Origin of the sequence: Commensalibacter papalotli (ex Botero et al. 2024) (assembly GCF_947179115.1) — a bacterium.
Classification (GTDB): Bacteria; Pseudomonadota; Alphaproteobacteria; order Acetobacterales; family Acetobacteraceae; genus Commensalibacter; species Commensalibacter papalotli.
In genome coordinates this window covers 502,923-518,619 of the sequence record NZ_CAMXCI010000001.1, presented here as the reverse complement: position 1 = coordinate 518,619, position 15,697 = coordinate 502,923, and the positions used below count along the sequence as shown (strand labels likewise).

At 38.6% G+C, this 15,697-nt stretch carries 14 protein-coding genes and 4 tRNA genes; all 18 read left to right on the top strand.

The genetic code is table 11. The annotated features are described in order from the left end of the window. Positions 1-9 precede the first annotated feature (9 nt). The 18 genes from lon (at position 10) to nuoL (ending at position 15,689) form a co-directional block, all read left to right on the top strand. On the top strand, positions 10-2,466 hold the full coding sequence (lon, locus tag QMN76_RS02390) for an endopeptidase La (RefSeq protein ID WP_282065672.1): 2,457 nt from the start codon (positions 10-12) through the stop codon (positions 2,464-2,466). Between the two features lie 173 nt (positions 2,467-2,639). After that, a complete protein-coding gene (locus tag QMN76_RS02385) occupies positions 2,640-2,927 on the top strand; it encodes an HU family DNA-binding protein (protein WP_034336761.1) in 288 nt (95 codons plus the stop codon). Positions 2,928-3,020: 93 nt separating this feature from the next. Next, positions 3,021-3,096, top strand: a tRNA-Val gene (locus QMN76_RS02380). A gap of 70 nt (positions 3,097-3,166) precedes the next feature. Continuing rightward, a tRNA-Asp gene (locus QMN76_RS02375) sits at positions 3,167-3,244 on the top strand. Between the two features lie 34 nt (positions 3,245-3,278). Then, positions 3,279-3,354 (top strand) — tRNA-Val (locus QMN76_RS02370). Between the two features lie 70 nt (positions 3,355-3,424). Beyond that, positions 3,425-3,502 (top strand) — tRNA-Asp (locus QMN76_RS02365). A gap of 608 nt (positions 3,503-4,110) precedes the next feature. Continuing rightward, complete coding sequence (gene ndhC / locus QMN76_RS02360; RefSeq protein WP_034336763.1) at positions 4,111-4,476, top strand: NADH-quinone oxidoreductase subunit A; 366 nt, start codon at positions 4,111-4,113, stop codon at positions 4,474-4,476. Between the two features lie 61 nt (positions 4,477-4,537). Continuing rightward, a complete protein-coding gene (locus tag QMN76_RS02355) occupies positions 4,538-5,113 on the top strand; it encodes a NuoB/complex I 20 kDa subunit family protein (protein ID WP_034336766.1) in 576 nt (191 codons plus the stop codon). A gap of 61 nt (positions 5,114-5,174) precedes the next feature. Further along, positions 5,175-5,771: an NADH-quinone oxidoreductase subunit C gene (locus QMN76_RS02350; protein WP_051461970.1), complete on the top strand. Its 597-nt coding sequence runs from the start codon at positions 5,175-5,177 to the stop codon at positions 5,769-5,771. Between the two features lie 36 nt (positions 5,772-5,807). Next, complete coding sequence (locus QMN76_RS02345) at positions 5,808-7,058, top strand: NADH-quinone oxidoreductase subunit D (RefSeq protein ID WP_034336769.1); 1,251 nt, start codon at positions 5,808-5,810, stop codon at positions 7,056-7,058. A gap of 21 nt (positions 7,059-7,079) precedes the next feature. After that, a complete protein-coding gene (locus tag QMN76_RS02340) occupies positions 7,080-7,694 on the top strand; it encodes a complex I 24 kDa subunit family protein (RefSeq protein ID WP_034336771.1) in 615 nt (204 codons plus the stop codon). Further along, positions 7,684-9,006 (top strand): NADH-quinone oxidoreductase subunit NuoF, encoded by a 1,323-nt coding sequence (nuoF, locus tag QMN76_RS02335; RefSeq protein ID WP_282022935.1) that lies wholly within the window; start codon positions 7,684-7,686, stop codon positions 9,004-9,006. The genes QMN76_RS02340 and nuoF overlap by 11 nt, the downstream gene beginning before the upstream one ends. Positions 9,007-9,017: 11 nt before the next feature. Then, positions 9,018-11,081, top strand: coding sequence for an NADH-quinone oxidoreductase subunit NuoG (nuoG, locus tag QMN76_RS02330; protein WP_282022936.1), 2,064 nt, complete (start codon positions 9,018-9,020; stop codon positions 11,079-11,081). 5 nt (positions 11,082-11,086) lie between these two features. Beyond that, the gene (nuoH, locus tag QMN76_RS02325) at positions 11,087-12,112 is read left to right on the top strand and encodes an NADH-quinone oxidoreductase subunit NuoH (protein ID WP_152534148.1); all 1,026 of its coding nucleotides are present in this window, start codon (positions 11,087-11,089) and stop codon (positions 12,110-12,112) included. A 1-nt stretch (position 12,113) separates the two neighbouring features. Next, positions 12,114-12,602 (top strand): NADH-quinone oxidoreductase subunit NuoI, encoded by a 489-nt coding sequence (gene nuoI / locus QMN76_RS02320; RefSeq protein WP_034336779.1) that lies wholly within the window; start codon positions 12,114-12,116, stop codon positions 12,600-12,602. A gap of 78 nt (positions 12,603-12,680) precedes the next feature. Continuing rightward, complete coding sequence (locus QMN76_RS02315; RefSeq protein ID WP_034336782.1) at positions 12,681-13,418, top strand: NADH-quinone oxidoreductase subunit J; 738 nt, start codon at positions 12,681-12,683, stop codon at positions 13,416-13,418. After that, on the top strand, positions 13,415-13,735 hold the full coding sequence (gene nuoK, locus QMN76_RS02310) for an NADH-quinone oxidoreductase subunit NuoK (RefSeq protein WP_034336784.1): 321 nt from the start codon (positions 13,415-13,417) through the stop codon (positions 13,733-13,735). The genes QMN76_RS02315 and nuoK overlap by 4 nt, the downstream gene beginning before the upstream one ends. Before the next feature lie 7 nt (positions 13,736-13,742). After that, on the top strand, positions 13,743-15,689 hold the full coding sequence (gene nuoL / locus QMN76_RS02305) for an NADH-quinone oxidoreductase subunit L (protein WP_282065670.1): 1,947 nt from the start codon (positions 13,743-13,745) through the stop codon (positions 15,687-15,689). Positions 15,690-15,697 lie beyond the last annotated feature (8 nt).

Below are 15,697 nucleotides of genomic sequence, written 5' to 3'. Positions count from 1 at the left end.
TCATAGTTTATGACAAAAGAAAAAGAAAACGTCTTGATTAATGATACTGAGGCGGAGATCACTGAGACACACGATGAGAAATCGGATTTAATTGCAGTATTACCTTTGCGCGATATTGTTGTTTTTCCTCATATGATTGTACCTTTGTTCGTTGGGCGTGAAAAATCTGTAAAAGCATTGGAAAAGGTTGGAAGTCAGCAAAATAAAATTTTACTGATTTCTCAAAAGGATGCTTCTTTAGAAGACCCTACTGAAAGTGATGTTTATCATTTTGGGACTGTCGCATCGATTCTTCAGATTTTAAAGCTTCCTGATGGGACAGTTAAAGTTTTAGTAGAAGGATTCCAAAGAGCGAAAGTTAAACAGCTCTTTGATCGTGAATCTTTTTTTGAGGCTGATATTGAAGTTGTCGAAGAAGTTGTCGATGAAACGAATAAAGAAATTGATGCTTTACAACGCACAGTCATCACGCTGTTTGAACAATATGTTAAATTAAATAAGGCAATTGCACCTGAAGTCTTAGTAGCGGTTAATCAAATAGATAACCCGTTTAAGCTTGTTGATACCATTACAAGCCATCTGAACCTGAAGGTTGCAGATAAACAATCTATTTTAGAGTTGATACCTATTGATGAACGCTTAGAAAAGTTGCTTGAGCATTTAGAAGCTGAGTTGGGTGTTTTACAAGTCGAAAAACGTATTCGAAATCGCGTTAAAAAACAGATGGAGAAAACCCAGCGCGAGTATTATTTGAATGAGCAACTTAAAGCGATTCAAAAAGAACTTAATGATGGAGATGAGGATAAAGACGAATTATCCGAGTTAGAAGAAAAGATTAAAAAGACTCGTTTGAGTAAAGAAGCTAAAGATAAAGCTTCATCTGATTTAAAAAAATTACGTGCAATGAGCCCAATGTCAGCAGAGGCAACAGTTGTACGAAATTATTTAGATTGGATTATTGGAATCCCTTGGAAAAAACGCTCCAAGATTTCTAAAGATCTTAAGCTTGCGGAAAAAACACTAGATCAAGACCATTATGGATTAGAGAAAGTCAAAGAACGAATCTTGGAATACCTTGCTGTACAAGTTCGCTCTTCCAAGTTAAAAGGTCCAATTTTGTGTCTGGTTGGTCCTCCTGGTGTAGGTAAAACCTCTTTGGCGCGCTCAATTGCCAAGGCGACAGGACGTGAATATGTTCGTATGGCGTTGGGTGGTGTGCGTGATGAAGCAGAGATCAGAGGTCACCGTAGGACTTATATCGGTGCTATGCCTGGTAAAATCGTTCAAGGAATGAAAAAGGCTGGAACTTCGAATCCTTTATTTTTGCTTGATGAAATTGATAAGCTTGGATCTGATTGGCGTGGTGATCCAACTTCTGCGTTATTAGAAGTTTTAGATCCAGAACAAAATTCTACCTTTGCTGATCATTATCTTGAGGTGGATTACGATTTGTCTGATGTTATGTTTATAACAACAGCTAATAGTTACAATATGCCTCAACCTTTATTGGATCGTATGGAAATTATTCGTCTTTCTGGGTATACAGAGGATGAAAAAGTTCAAATTGCTCGCCGCCATTTGGTTAAAAAGCAAGGCGCTGCTCATAATCTTAAACCCAGTGAATGGTCAATTTCAGATGATGTATTGCATGAATTAGTCCGTACTTATACGCGAGAAGCTGGAGTGCGTAATCTAGAGCGTGAAATTGCTAAAATTGCTCGTAAAATCGTGCGAAAAATTGTCATAGGTGAATGTGATCATGTTGCTGTAACCCTTGATAATCTAGATGACTATGCGGGTGTAAAGCGATTCCGTTATGGCGAAAGCGAAAGTGAAGATCTTATTGGCATTGTGACAGGTTTGGCTTGGACTGAGGTTGGGGGTGACATTTTACATATTGAAAGTGTAACCGTCCCAGGAAAGGGTCATATCAAACATACAGGTAAACTGGGAGATGTGATGCAAGAAAGCGTTGCAGCAGCACTCTCATACGTCAAGAGTCGTGCAGGGCAGTTTGGGATTAAATCTGCATTATTCGAGAAAAAAGATATTCATGTGCATGTTCCCGAAGGTGCAACACCAAAAGACGGCCCTTCAGCTGGGGTTGCGATGGCAACTAGCATTGTCAGTGCAATGACAGGTATTCCAATTCGAAGAGATGTAGCGATGACAGGTGAAATTACCTTGCGCGGTCGTGTTCTTCCTATAGGTGGATTAAAGGAAAAATTACTAGCAGCACTACGTGCAGGGATTAAAACAGTCTTTATTCCTAAAGAAAATGAAAAAGACCTAGTCGACGTTCCTGAGGTTGTGAAAAGCAATTTAAGTATTATTCCAGTATCAAGTGCTGATGAAGTGATTGGCCAAGCGTTGATTCGCCCATACGAATCACTTGAATGGGATGATGATGCGGAATCGGTTAAAGTTACTGATACATCTTCTCAAGAAGCACCTTTAACGCATTAAAATGTGCTGATCTTGCAACCTAACCGGTAATAAATGTAAGAAAATGGCTATTGAAGTATAGAGAATGGTTGACGTTCTTGCAAAGTGCTTCAATAGTCTGATTATGGATTATTGATACAGTCCAATTAAGATATAGTTTTTTGTATCCTCACTATAGTGGAAAGATAAAATAAATGGAAAAGCCGCTTAATAAACAAGAACTCGTTGCAGCTGTTGCAGAAAAAGTTGATCTATCAAAAGCAAAATCTGCTGAAGTTGTCGATGCAGTGTTGAGCACCATCGAAGGAACACTTGCTAAAAAACAAGAAGTGCGTCTTGTTGGTTTTGGTAGCTTTGTAACTGCAACTCGTAAAGCAGCAAAAGGTCGTAATCCTCGTACAGGCGAAGAGATTGATATTCCAGCATCTATTTCTGTTCGTTTCAAACCTGGAAAATTATTAAAAGAAGCTGTTAGTAAATAGTTTTATAGTTATTGAAAAAATAACTAGACATACAACGACTTCAATGCTAAGAAGTCGTTGTTCTGTTAGAAACGGTAAGTTTCCAGTAGAAAAGGGCGATTAGCTCAGTTGGTAGAGCATCTCGTTTACACCGAGAGGGTCGGCAGTTCGAGCCTGTCATCGCCCACCATAAACCAGTTTTAAAGTAGATTAATTTACTTTAAAAATATGACTTGTCTGTAGAGACAATAATACCCTGCGCGGGTGTAGCTCAGTCTGGTTAGAGCGTCGGCCTGTCACGCCGAAGGTCGCGGGTTCGAGCCCCGTCACTCGCGCCACAATATAGTTTATTATTTTTCTTGAAAAATAAAAGGGCGATTAGCTCAGTTGGTAGAGCATCTCGTTTACACCGAGAGGGTCGGCAGTTCGAGCCTGTCATCGCCCACCATAAACCAGTTTTAAAGTAGATTAATTTACTTTAAAAATATGACTTGTCTGTAGAGACAATAATACCCTGCGCGGGTGTAGCTCAGTCTGGTTAGAGCGTCGGCCTGTCACGCCGAAGGTCGCGGGTTCGAGCCCCGTCACTCGCGCCACATAAATTGTGGTATTATAATCCAAAATATTTGCTATAATCACACATTGATATAACAACTATTTATAAAGTTATCGCTTGAAAATTATATAATTTTTTATGATGAAACTGTAAATTCTTTTTCTCTTTAAAATCTAAATCAATATATGTAATAAAATATCGTGTGAAATGCCTTATATATTTTGTTATGAAAGTAGATTCTTATACAGATAAATATGATGTTTTAACGACTTAAGGATTAGGATTAGTTAAATAAACTTTTATAGATATTTTCTCTGAATTGATACCTAATGAAACACAATATTCTTTGACTGCTTGTTATCGATGAAAAGGTTTCGTAAATAATAGTTTATTTGCACTTTTTATTTTAATGGAAAAGGTTGATGTTTTAAATATTAGTATAGAAATACATTTAATTTCTAAGTTCTAAGAATTATTTCAATATCAATATTCTATACTTAATGGTTAAATTAAATTAAATTTTCGATATGCTCGTATATAAAAAAAGCACATTAACAGTATAATTTTATTTAGTTCTCTGTTATAAGACTTACAATATTCAATTTTTATTGATGATTTTAATTGTTACAGAAGCTAAAGAGTTATCTCATGCAGGCTATTTTAGGTAATTATTTACCAGTGCTGATTTTTGGAATTATTTCATTAATTATAGCATGCGCTATGTTAGGGGCGGCACTATTCTGTGCAAAACAAAAGCCCTATGCTGAAAAGAACTCACCATATGAGTGTGGATTTCCAGCATTCGAAGATGCACGCCAAATGTTTGATGTGCGTTATTATCTTGTGGGAATATTATTCACAATTTTCGATTTGGAAATGGTGTTTTTATTTCCTTGGGCTTTAACGCTTTCCAAAATTGGAATGTTTGGTTTCTTTTCAATGCTCGCTTTTCTTGTTGTTTTGACCGTCGGATTTATATACGAATGGTGCAAAGGCGCATTAGAGTGGGATTAGGCTAACGAAGAATAAAGTGCGTAATTATAAAGCAGATTTATATCTGTAAAATGAGATTGTGATGAATCAGAATACTACAGAAAACTCTGGTCTTGAAAAAGTATATTGGAATCAGGATGCTCTGCCGCCAGGGTCAGAGCAGGATGCTGTTATAAAAGGCATTACTGGGGCAATTACAGACAAAGGGTTTGTTGTTGCAAAGCTGGATCAATTAATTAACTGGGGCAGAACGGGCAGTCTTTGGCCAATGACTTTTGGTTTGGCTTGTTGTGCTGTTGAAATGATTCATGCTTATATGCCCAGATATGATTTGGATCGTATGGGGGTTGTTCCGATGGGATCTCCTCGTCAGGCAGACGTTATGTTGGTTGCAGGAACTGTTACTAACAAAATGGCTCCTGCTTTGCGTCGTTTATATGATCAAATGTCTGAACCTCGTTGGGTAATATCCATGGGATCTTGTGCGAATGGTGGGGGATATTATCACTATTCATACTCTGTCGTCAGGGGATGTGATCGTATTATTCCTGTTGATGTTTACGTTCCAGGGTGCCCACCAACAGCCGAAGCCTTGATTTACGGTATTATGTTGCTCAAGAAGAAAATTAAACGGACGGGGACAATTATTCGTGGTTGATCATATTGATACATACACAAAAAGTTTCATAAATTTACCACGTTTACAAGCTGTGGGGTTTATGCTGTGTACTTCTGTTAAAGGTGTTATTAAAACAGATTTCGAACAAGATGAACTGGTTGTTGTTGTAGAGTTAGATCATCTTTTTGATTTGTTAAATTTATTAAAAACGCATCATTTATGCTGTTATGAGCAATTAATGGATGTTTGTGGTGCTGATTATCCTCAGCGAGCAAAACGTTTTGATATTGTCTATAATTTACTGTCTGTTTCTTTAAATCAGCGTATTCGCGTTATTGCTCATATTGATGAGCAAACCCCAGTACCTTCTGTTCGTAGTTTATGGAAATGTGCAGATTGGTGGGAACGTGAATGTTATGATATGTTTGGCATTTTATTCTCTGGTCAGCCCGATTTACGACGTATTTTAACTGATTATGGTTTTGATGGACATCCTTTACGTAAAGATTTTCCTGTAACAGGGTATGTTGAAGTGCGTTATGATGCGGATCAAAATAAAGTGGTTTATGAACCTGTGAAGCTTACTCAAGATATGAGAGATTTTGACTTTGATTCTCCTTGGGAGGGGCTTACTACCTTACCAGGTGACGAAAAAGTTCATGTGAAGCGTCAAAATATTAAGCCGTATTCTTTGTAATTAATATATTGTAAGTGATCGGCAAAAGGATATTTGATGAGTGAAGTAATTAAAAAAGAATCAACGAATAAAGCGCAAGGACTAGATGAGAAAGTAAAACAAAATATTTCTCAAGTTTTGTCTGGTGATTCCCATACCTTAAATTTTGGCCCTCAACATCCATCAGCACATGGTGTGTTACGTGTTGTAATGGAATTGGAAGGTGAGGTTATAAAACGTGCAACCCCGCATATTGGGTTGTTGCACCGAGGTACTGAAAAATTATTAGAGCATAAAGCCTATCATAAGGGTTTGCCCTATTTTGATCGCTTGGATTATGCATCTCCTATGTGTGAAGAGCATGCTTATGTTCTGGCAACAGAAAAATTATTGCGTGTAGATGTGCCAGATAGGGCAAAGTGGATACGGGTTTTATTTGCTGAAATTACTCGTATTTTAAACCATTTACTGAACGTTACGGCCATGGGGTTGGATTGCGGAGCGATGACCCCTGCATTATGGGCTTATGAAGAGCGTGAAAAGATGATGGAATTTTATGAAGGTGTGTCAGGGGCACGTTTTCATGCTAATTATTTCCGTCATGGTGGTGTGGCAAAAGATATGCCAGTTGGAATGGAAGAGAAAATTGGTAATTGGGTCAAAGATTTTCCAAAAATTGTTGATGATATCGAAGGGTTGCTGACCAATAACCGTATTTGGAAACAAAGAACGGTTGGTATTGGAGTATGCACGACAGAGGATGCGCTTTCTTGGGGATTTACGGGGCCTTGTTTACGTGCCTCTGGTGTTCCTTGGGATTTGCGTCGTTCTCAACCTTATGATAATTATGATAAAGTTGATTTTCAGGTGCCAGTAACACGTCAAGGTGATTGTTATGATCGTTATTTAATCAGAGTGATTGAAATGCGAGAAAGTGCAAAGATCATCGAACAGTGTTTGAATAAAATGAAACCTGGTGCGATTAAGGTTGAAAGTGAAAAAATTTCACCGCCTAAACGTAAAGATATGAAGCATTCTATGGAATCTTTAATTAACCATTTTAAGCTTTACAGTGGTGGATTTCATGTTCCTGCTGGGACAACTTATACAGCTGTTGAAAGTCCAAAAGGCGAGTTTGGTGTTTACTTAGTCGCTGATGGTGGGACTAAGCCATATCGTTGCAAAATACGTCCAACAGGTTTTGCACATTTGCAAGCGCTTGATGAATTGTCACATCGTCACATGTTGGCTGATATGGTTGCAATTATTGGTTCTATGGATTTGGTTTTCGGTGAAGTGGATAGATAGGGCGTGATGTCAGAGAAATCGATGAATAAACAACCTGCTGAATTTGCTTTTGATCAAGAAAGTGAACAGCAAATTGAAAAAATCTTAGCAAAATATCCTGCTGCACGAAAAGCAAGTGCAGTGATTCCGTTATTATATATAGTTCAAAATCAAATGAAACGGGTGACCAAGAGTGCATGGGTGCCAAAGGTTGCTATGGTTGTTGTTGCTAAACGGTTAGAGATCGCTCCCGTTCGTGTATTTGAAATCGCAACTTTTTATACCATGTTCAATTTGGAACCAATTGGTCAGTATCATTTGCAAGTTTGCTCTACGACGCCATGTTGGCTGCGTGGCTCTGAGGATATTGTAGCGGCTTGTAAAAAGGTTACGGGTATTAAAGAGTTCGGACAAACCAGTGAAGATGGTATGTTTACGCTTTCTGAAGTAGAGTGTCTTGGAGCGTGTGCGAATGCACCAATTTTACAAGTCGATCATGATTATTATGAAGATATGACCGCAGAAAGCACGATTGAGTTAATTGAGTTATTGCGCAAAGGCGAAAAACCTGCGCATGGTCCAATGATTGATCGTTTAAATTCTGCACCTGTGGGCAAGAAAATTACACAAAATACAGGGGCCGAAGATGTTAAGTGATAAAGATCGTATTTATCTAAATTTACATGGCCATGATGATTGGAAATTGGCTGGCGCCCGTAGGCGTGGGGATTGGGATAATACTAAAGATATTTTAGCCTTGGGTCGTGATGCGATTATTAAAACGATTATTGATTCTGGATTGCGTGGTCGTGGAGGAGCAGGGTTCTCTACAGGTTTAAAATGGTCTTTTATGCCTAAAAAAGAAGGTCCATTACCACATTATTTAGTGATTAATGGGGATGAATCAGAGCCAGGCACTTGTAAAGATCGCGAAGTTATGCGCCATGAACCTCATAAAATTGTAGAAGGTGCATTATTGGCATCTTTTGCAATTGGTGCGCATACTGCTTATATATATATTCGTGGTGAGTACTATAATGAGGCCAACAGATTACAAGTTGCAATTGATGAAGCTTATGAAGCAGGATTAATTGGTAAAAATGCTTGTGGCAGTGGTTGGGATTTTGATTTTTATATTCATCGTGGTGCTGGTGCCTATATTTGCGGTGAAGAGACGGCTCAACTTGAGAGTCTTGAAGGAAAAAAAGGTCAGCCTCGTTTAAAGCCGCCATTTCCAGCAGGAAAAGGTCTTTATGGTTGTCCTTCTACAATTAATAATGTAGAAAGCATTTCTGTAACACCAACGATTATGCGTCGTGGTTCTGCATGGTTTGCGGGAATTGGCCGCAAGAACAACACAGGCCCTAAATTGATGGCTATTTCAGGTCATATTAATACACCTTGCGTGTTTGAAGAGGCACTTGGATTGCCTTTAAAAGAAATTATTGAAACGCATGGTGGTGGCGTTCGTGGTGGATGGGATAATTTGCTTGCTGTTATTCCAGGCGGAACATCAATGCCGATGTTGAACAAAGAAACCTGTGAAACCGTTATTATGGATTTCGATGGTATGCGTGATGTAGGCTCGGGTTTAGGTACTGCTGGTATTGTGGTCATGGATAAATCAACTGATATTATTCGCGCTGTTACTTTGCTATCCAAGTTTTATAAACACGAAAGCTGTGGTCAATGCACGCCATGTCGTGAAGGGTCAAACTGGGTTTTAAAAGTGATGAACCGTATGGTTGAAGGTCGTGCAGAAATTTCTGAAATTGATATGTTGATGGACGTAACCAAAAACATTGAAAATACAACAATTTGTGCGATGGGTATGTCAGTTGCTTGGCCGGTTCAAGCACTTATTCGTAACTTCCGTCCTGTTATGGAGCAACGAATCATAGATTATAAAAAAGCCCATGGTGGAGTATCACAAATTCAGGTGCCTGTTGATGCACCAATAGGGGGCTAATAGGTAAGAATATGACAAAAGTAATTGTAGATGGTATTCCTATAGAGGTTCCCAATAATGCTTCTGTATTGCAAGCATGTGAGGCTGCTGGTAAGGAAATCCCCCGTTTTTGTTATCATGACAAGCTTTCTGTAGCTGGTAATTGCAGAATGTGTATGGTTGAAATTACAGGTTCTCGTAAACCTTTGGTTTCATCTTGCTCTCAACCAGTTATGGAGGGAATGCAAGTTACGACTGATTCTGAAACTATTCGTGCTGCGCGTCGTAGTACAATGGAATTATTATTGATTAATCACCCTTTAGATTGTCCTATTTGTGATCAAGGTGGTGAGTGTGATTTGCAAGATCAGTCTGTTGGATATGGTCGTGACTGTTCACGCTTTACTGATGAAAAACGTGCTGTTGTTGATAAATATATGGGACCCTTGGTTCGAACAGTAATGACGCGTTGCATTCAGTGTACGCGTTGTATTCGTTTTACTAATGAGATTGCTGGCACTGCTGAGCTTGGGGGTATTTACCGAGGCACTAGTCTTGAAATTACGCCGTTTATAGAACAAGGGATTAAATCAGAGCTTTCTGGTAATTTAATTGATGTTTGTCCAGTTGGTGCGTTGACTTCGAAACCAACAGCTTTTCATTTCCGTTCTTGGGAATTAAAAAACACAGATTCAATTGATGTAACAGATGCTGTTGGTACTAATATCTTGTTGCAAGTACGTGGCAACGAAGTGATGCGGATACTCCCTCGTAAGAATGATGATGTGAATGAGGAATGGCTTGCTGATAAAGGTCGCTTTTCGTTGGACGGATTAAAACGTCGTCGTTTAGATCGTCCGTGGATAAAGAAGAACGGTAAACTTGTCGAGGCGTCGTGGACAGAAACATTGCAACATGTTGCTGATAAATTAAAAACAGTTTCAGCAGATCGTATGGGTGCCATTGCGGGGGATTTATGTGATGCAGAAAGTATGTTGGCATTAAAGCATCTTATGAATGCATTGGGCTCTTCAAATGTCGATTGTCGTCAAGACAATGCCTATTATGATATTTCGCAACGCGGGCATTATGTGTTTAACACTTCTATTGCAGGGATTGATGATGCTGATGCATTATTGGTAATCGGTTCTTTCCCAAGGCAAGAAGCTCCTGTATTGAATTCTCGTATTCGGAAACGTTGGTTGTCTTTGACCGAACAATTCCCGATTGGGTATATTGGAGAGCTTCCAGATGATCCTACTTATAAAGTTGATCAATTAGGGGAAACTCCTGAACTGATTGCTGAATTGATTGCAGGCAAACATCCGTTTTCTGAAATATTAAAAAATGCAAAACGCCCAATGATTATTTTAGGGCATGGTGCGATAACGCGTCCTGATGCAAAAATTATATTTGAACAAACAATGGCTTTGGCTAAAACAGTCGGAGCAGTGACTGAAGAGTGGAATGGATTTAATATTTTACATCATTCTGCTGCTCGCGTTGCTGGTTTGGATCTTGGTTTCGTGCCTCAAGGGCAAGCTAAAGATATCAAAGCAATGGTAAATGGTGGAGTTGATGTATTGTGGATGTTGGGCGCGGATGAAGTTAATCTTTCTGCATTACCAGCTGAAACTTTTGTTATATATCAAGGACACCATGGAGAAAAAGCAGCATCTAGAGCTGATGTGATTTTACCTGGTGCGGCTTATACCGAAAAATCAGGGACTTATGTGAATACAGAAGGGCGCGTGCAACGTAGTTTTGCAGCGATTTGCCCTCCTGGTGAAGCAAAAGAAGAATGGGCAGCTATTTATGCTGTTGCTCAATTATTAGCTGTTGACTTGCCTTATCATGATATAGATAGCCTTAGAGCGTATATGGCAGAAATTAATCCTGTCTTTGCTCAATTGCGACTTGTACAGAATGTTGTTGATGTTAATCTTGGCGATAATGCTCAAGGAAACTTTGAAAAACAAGTTCTTAGAGCTGTTATTTCAGATTACTTCTTAACTAATTCTATCAGTCGGGCAAGTTTGACAATGAATGAATGTTCGAAGTTGCGCTATGCAGCTTCGGCAGAAGCGGCGGAGTAGTCGACGTGGAACATTTCTTTTTTCATACGATGGTTGGATCGATTATTCTGATTGTTTTAAAAGTTCTTGCTGTTTTAGTACCTCTATTAATGGGGGTTGCTTACCTTACATGGATAGAACGTAAAGTTCTGGCTGCAATCATGTTACGAAAAGGGCCAAACGTCGTTGGACCTTTTGGATTGTTGCAACCTTTTGCCGATGCTGTGAAAATGATTTTCAAGGAAACCATTATTCCGACCAAGGCAAATCGTGTTCTTTTCTTTATAGCTCCAATCCTTGGTTTTTCCCTATCTATGTTGGCATGGGCGGTTATTCCTACAAATGATGGTTGGGCTGTTGCGAATTTAAATATTGGTATTTTGTATTTATTGGCTATATCATCAATTAGTATCTATGCAACATTGTTGGCAGGTTGGGGTTCTAACTCCAAATATGCATTATTAGGGGCGATGCGTGCTGCGGCTCAGATGATTTCATATGAGTTGGCAATGGGATTGGTTATTGCATCAATCTTACTGTTGGTTGGTAGTGGTAATTTGAATGATATTGTATTGGCGCAACGCCATATATGGTTCTTTTTACCTATGTTCCCCATGTTTATTATTTTCTTTATTTCTTGTTTAGCAGAAACAAATCGTCCGCCATTCGATTTTGCCGTTGGTGAAAGTGAATTGGTTGCAGGGTTCTTTGCAGAATATTCATCCATGGCTTTTGGTTTGTTTTTCTTGGCTGAATATGGAAATATGATTTTAATGTCAGCCATTATTAGTATTTTATTCTTGGGTGGGTGGTTGCCTCCATTTGATTGTATGCCATTTACATGGATCCCAGGCCCATTTTGGTTAATTATTAAAATTTTGATTTGCTTGTTCTGTTTTATCTGGGTCCGAAGTGCTTTCCCAAGATACCGTTATGATCAGTTAATGCGTTTAGGTTGGAAAGTATTCTTACCATTTACCCTGGCATGGGTTGTGTTAACGGCAGGGTTTATGATGGCTACAGGCATTGGTATTTACGGAGGGGCAGTTTAAAATGGGTTTTATAGATAGAACCGCGCGATCCTTTTTATTGTCAGAGTTATTGGCAGGTTTGGGAATTACGCTACGTTACTTTTTTAAACCAAAAGCAACGATAAATTATCCTTATGAAAAAAGCCCATTATCTCCTCGTTTTCGTGGAGAGCATGCTTTGCGTCGTTATGCAAATGGTGAAGAAAGATGTATTGCTTGTAAGTTATGTGAAGCAACATGTCCTGCGGAAGCAATTACCATTGAAGCCGAAGCCAGAAGCGATGGCTCAAGAAGAACAACGCGTTATGATATTGATATGACCAAATGTATTTATTGTGGTTTATGTCAAGAAGCTTGTCCTGTGGATGCTATTGTTCAAGGGCCAAATTATGAGTTTGCAACTGAAACCAGAGAAGAGCTGATGTATAATAAACAAAAATTATTATCGAATGGCGATCAATGGGAAAGTGTATTAGCACTTAGGTTGGAACAGGATGCCCCTTATCGGTAGGCGGGAAATAATAACAATGATGAGTAAAATGTTTTTCTTACAAATAGGCTTTATGCCCTTACAAAAAGGAATAAGGTCATGATGCCAATTATTCTTTTTTATATTTTTGCAACAATTCTGCTTTTATCAGCCGTCATGGTTGTATGTTCTCGTAATTCTGTTCATGCTGCTTTGTTTTTGGTTTTAGTATTTTGTAATGCGTCTGGATTATTTTTGCTTGCTGGGGCAGAATTTCTCGCGATCTTGTTGATTGCGATCTATTCTGGTGCGGTTATGATTTTATTCCTTTTTATTGTCATGACTATGCAAACTAATTTAGTTCAGCTTAAAGAGGGTATGCAAAGCTATATGCCTGTGGGTTTTTGTATTGCTGCAGTTTTGGTGGTTGAATTAATCATTGTTGCAATAAACTGGCATATTGATCCACAAATCGCACAAGCTTCTCAACAGCCTTTGCTACAAAATATGTCCAATACCCAAGCTTTAGGGGCTTTAATCTATACCGATTATATTTTATTGTTCCAAATTTGTGGTTTGGTACTATTGGTGGCTATGATTGGTGCTATTGTTTTAACGTTGCGTAAACGTCCAAATAATCGCCGTCAAGTCGTTGCTCGTCAGCATATGCGTGAACCACATCAAAGTCTGGAAATGCGTTCGATTGAACTCAATAAAGGGGTTGATGAGTTGGGTGGTTTTTTAAGGCCAAAAGAAACTTATTTTGGGGTTTCCCAAGAAGACTCATTTGGTCCAAAGCCTGGAGATAAGATGGATATTACTGAAAAAAGACAACAAATGAAGGAGCAATCAAAATGAATATTTTGAATACAGTGGGGGTTGCTCCTTATATGATTGTAAGTGCACTTTTATTTGCGATTGGTTTGTTTGGTATTTTTGCAAGCAGAAAAAATTTAATTGTTATTTTAATGTCGATTGAAATGATGTTGCTATCTGCAAATCTGAATTTGATTACTTTTTCTTCGGCTTTTGGAAATCTTACAGGCCAAGTCATGGTGATGTTTACCTTAACGGTTGCTGCTGCGGAATCTGCAATTGGGCTTGCGATTGTGATGGTTTATTATAGAAACCGTCACTCTGTAGAAGTTCAAGATACGACGATGATGAAGGGATAATGGGAAAATGACACCAATAGCATCATCGTTATTTGCCATAGCTGTATTTGCACCTTTGGGTGGATTTTTAATAGCAGGTTTACTGGGACGGGTAATTGGCGACAACTTTGCTAAATTTATTTCTATTTTAGGAATGATTATTGCCGTTGCTTGTTCATGGTGTGTTTTAGGGCACTTGTTGAATTCCAACGCTGGAGGCGTAACGGTTCCATTAATTGATTGGATCCACGCAGGTAATTTTAACGCTACCTGGTATCTAAGAATGGATATGTTGTCTGTATCAATGTTGACAATGGTTACAAGCGTATCGTTGTTAGTGCATATTTACAGCATTGGGTATATGGCTCATGATTCAATGCCGACTTATCGGTTCTTTGCGTATTTATCCTTGTTTACATTTAGTATGTTAATGCTGATAACCTCAGATAATTTAATTGAATTATTCTTTGGTTGGGAAGCTGTGGGTTTATCCAGTTACTTATTAATTGGATATTGGTATACACGCCCATCAGCCGTTGCTGCTGCTATTAAGGCATTTGTAGTTAATCGTATTGCAGATTTATTTTTCCTCGTCGGGATTTGTGTATTGTTCATCCTTTCTGGTTCTGTGTTTTATGATGATATTTTTCATAAAATCCCAGAGCTAGCGCAAACTCAATATCATTTATGTGGATATAGCTTTCAAGCTTATGAATTTATTGCACTTTTATTATTCATTGGGGCAATGGGTAAGTCAGCTCAATTGTTCTTGCATGTATGGTTACCCGATGCTATGGAAGGACCAACCCCTGTATCAGCATTAATACATGCTGCTACAATGGTTACGGCGGGTATTTTCTTGATGGCACGTATGTCTCCATTGGTAGAATTTGCGCCACATGTTAAAATGTTTATTGTAATCATAGGCGCAACTACAGCATTCTTTGCCGGGACTGTTGCCTTAGCTCAGCCTGATATCAAAAAATCAATTGCATATTCAACTTGTTCTCAATTGGGATATATGTTTGTTGCGGTTGGTGTTGGTGCTTATCAAGTAGCTTTGTTTCATTTAACAACGCATGCATTTTTTAAAGCTTTATTATTCCTTGGTGCAGGTTCTGTTATTCATGCTCTTCATGATGAACAAGATATGTTTAAAATGGGTGGTTTGTATAAAAAGTTACCAGCTACTTGTTTATTAATGTGGATTGGGTGTTTAGCACTTGGTGGGATTTTCCCTTTTGCAGGTTATTGGTCTAAAGATGCGATATTAGAAGCCGCATGGATGTTTGGTGGTAGTGTTGGTCATTATGCTTGGATTATGACAGCGATTACAGCATTTTTAACAGCATTTTACAGCTGGCGTTTATTATTTTTGGTATTTCATGGCAAACCAAGAGATCAAAAAATTTATGATCATGCGCATGAATCTTCCTTAGTAATGACATTACCGATGTGTGTGTTAGCAACTGGGGCGACTATTGGTGGGATTGTGCTCGCACCATATTATATTGGTGTGCATCAAGTCGCATTCTGGGGGGGGGCTATTTTCAATGCGCCTTCTAATCAAATTATGAGTTTAATGCATCATACACCTTACTTAATTGCAAAAACGCCTTTGGTTTTGGGTGTGTTGGGTATTATTGTTGCATTTGTTTGTTATATTGCAGTTCCGAAAATCCCTGTTGCTGCGGCATCTGGATTAAAAGGGGTATATCAATTCCTATTAAATGCATGGTATTTCGACAAGTTATATGATTTTATTTTTGTTCGTCCTTATCTCGCATTATCAAAGGTTTTATGGAAAGTGGGTGATGAAGAGATTGTCCAGGGGATGCCTGTTTCTATTGCACGAATTACCAATCGTTCAGCAAAAACTGTATCTTGGACACAAAATGGGTCTTTTGCTTTGTATGCTTTTACCATGGCAATTGGGTTGGTGGTGGTACTTGCCACTTTCCTGATCTATCATTGATATTAGAA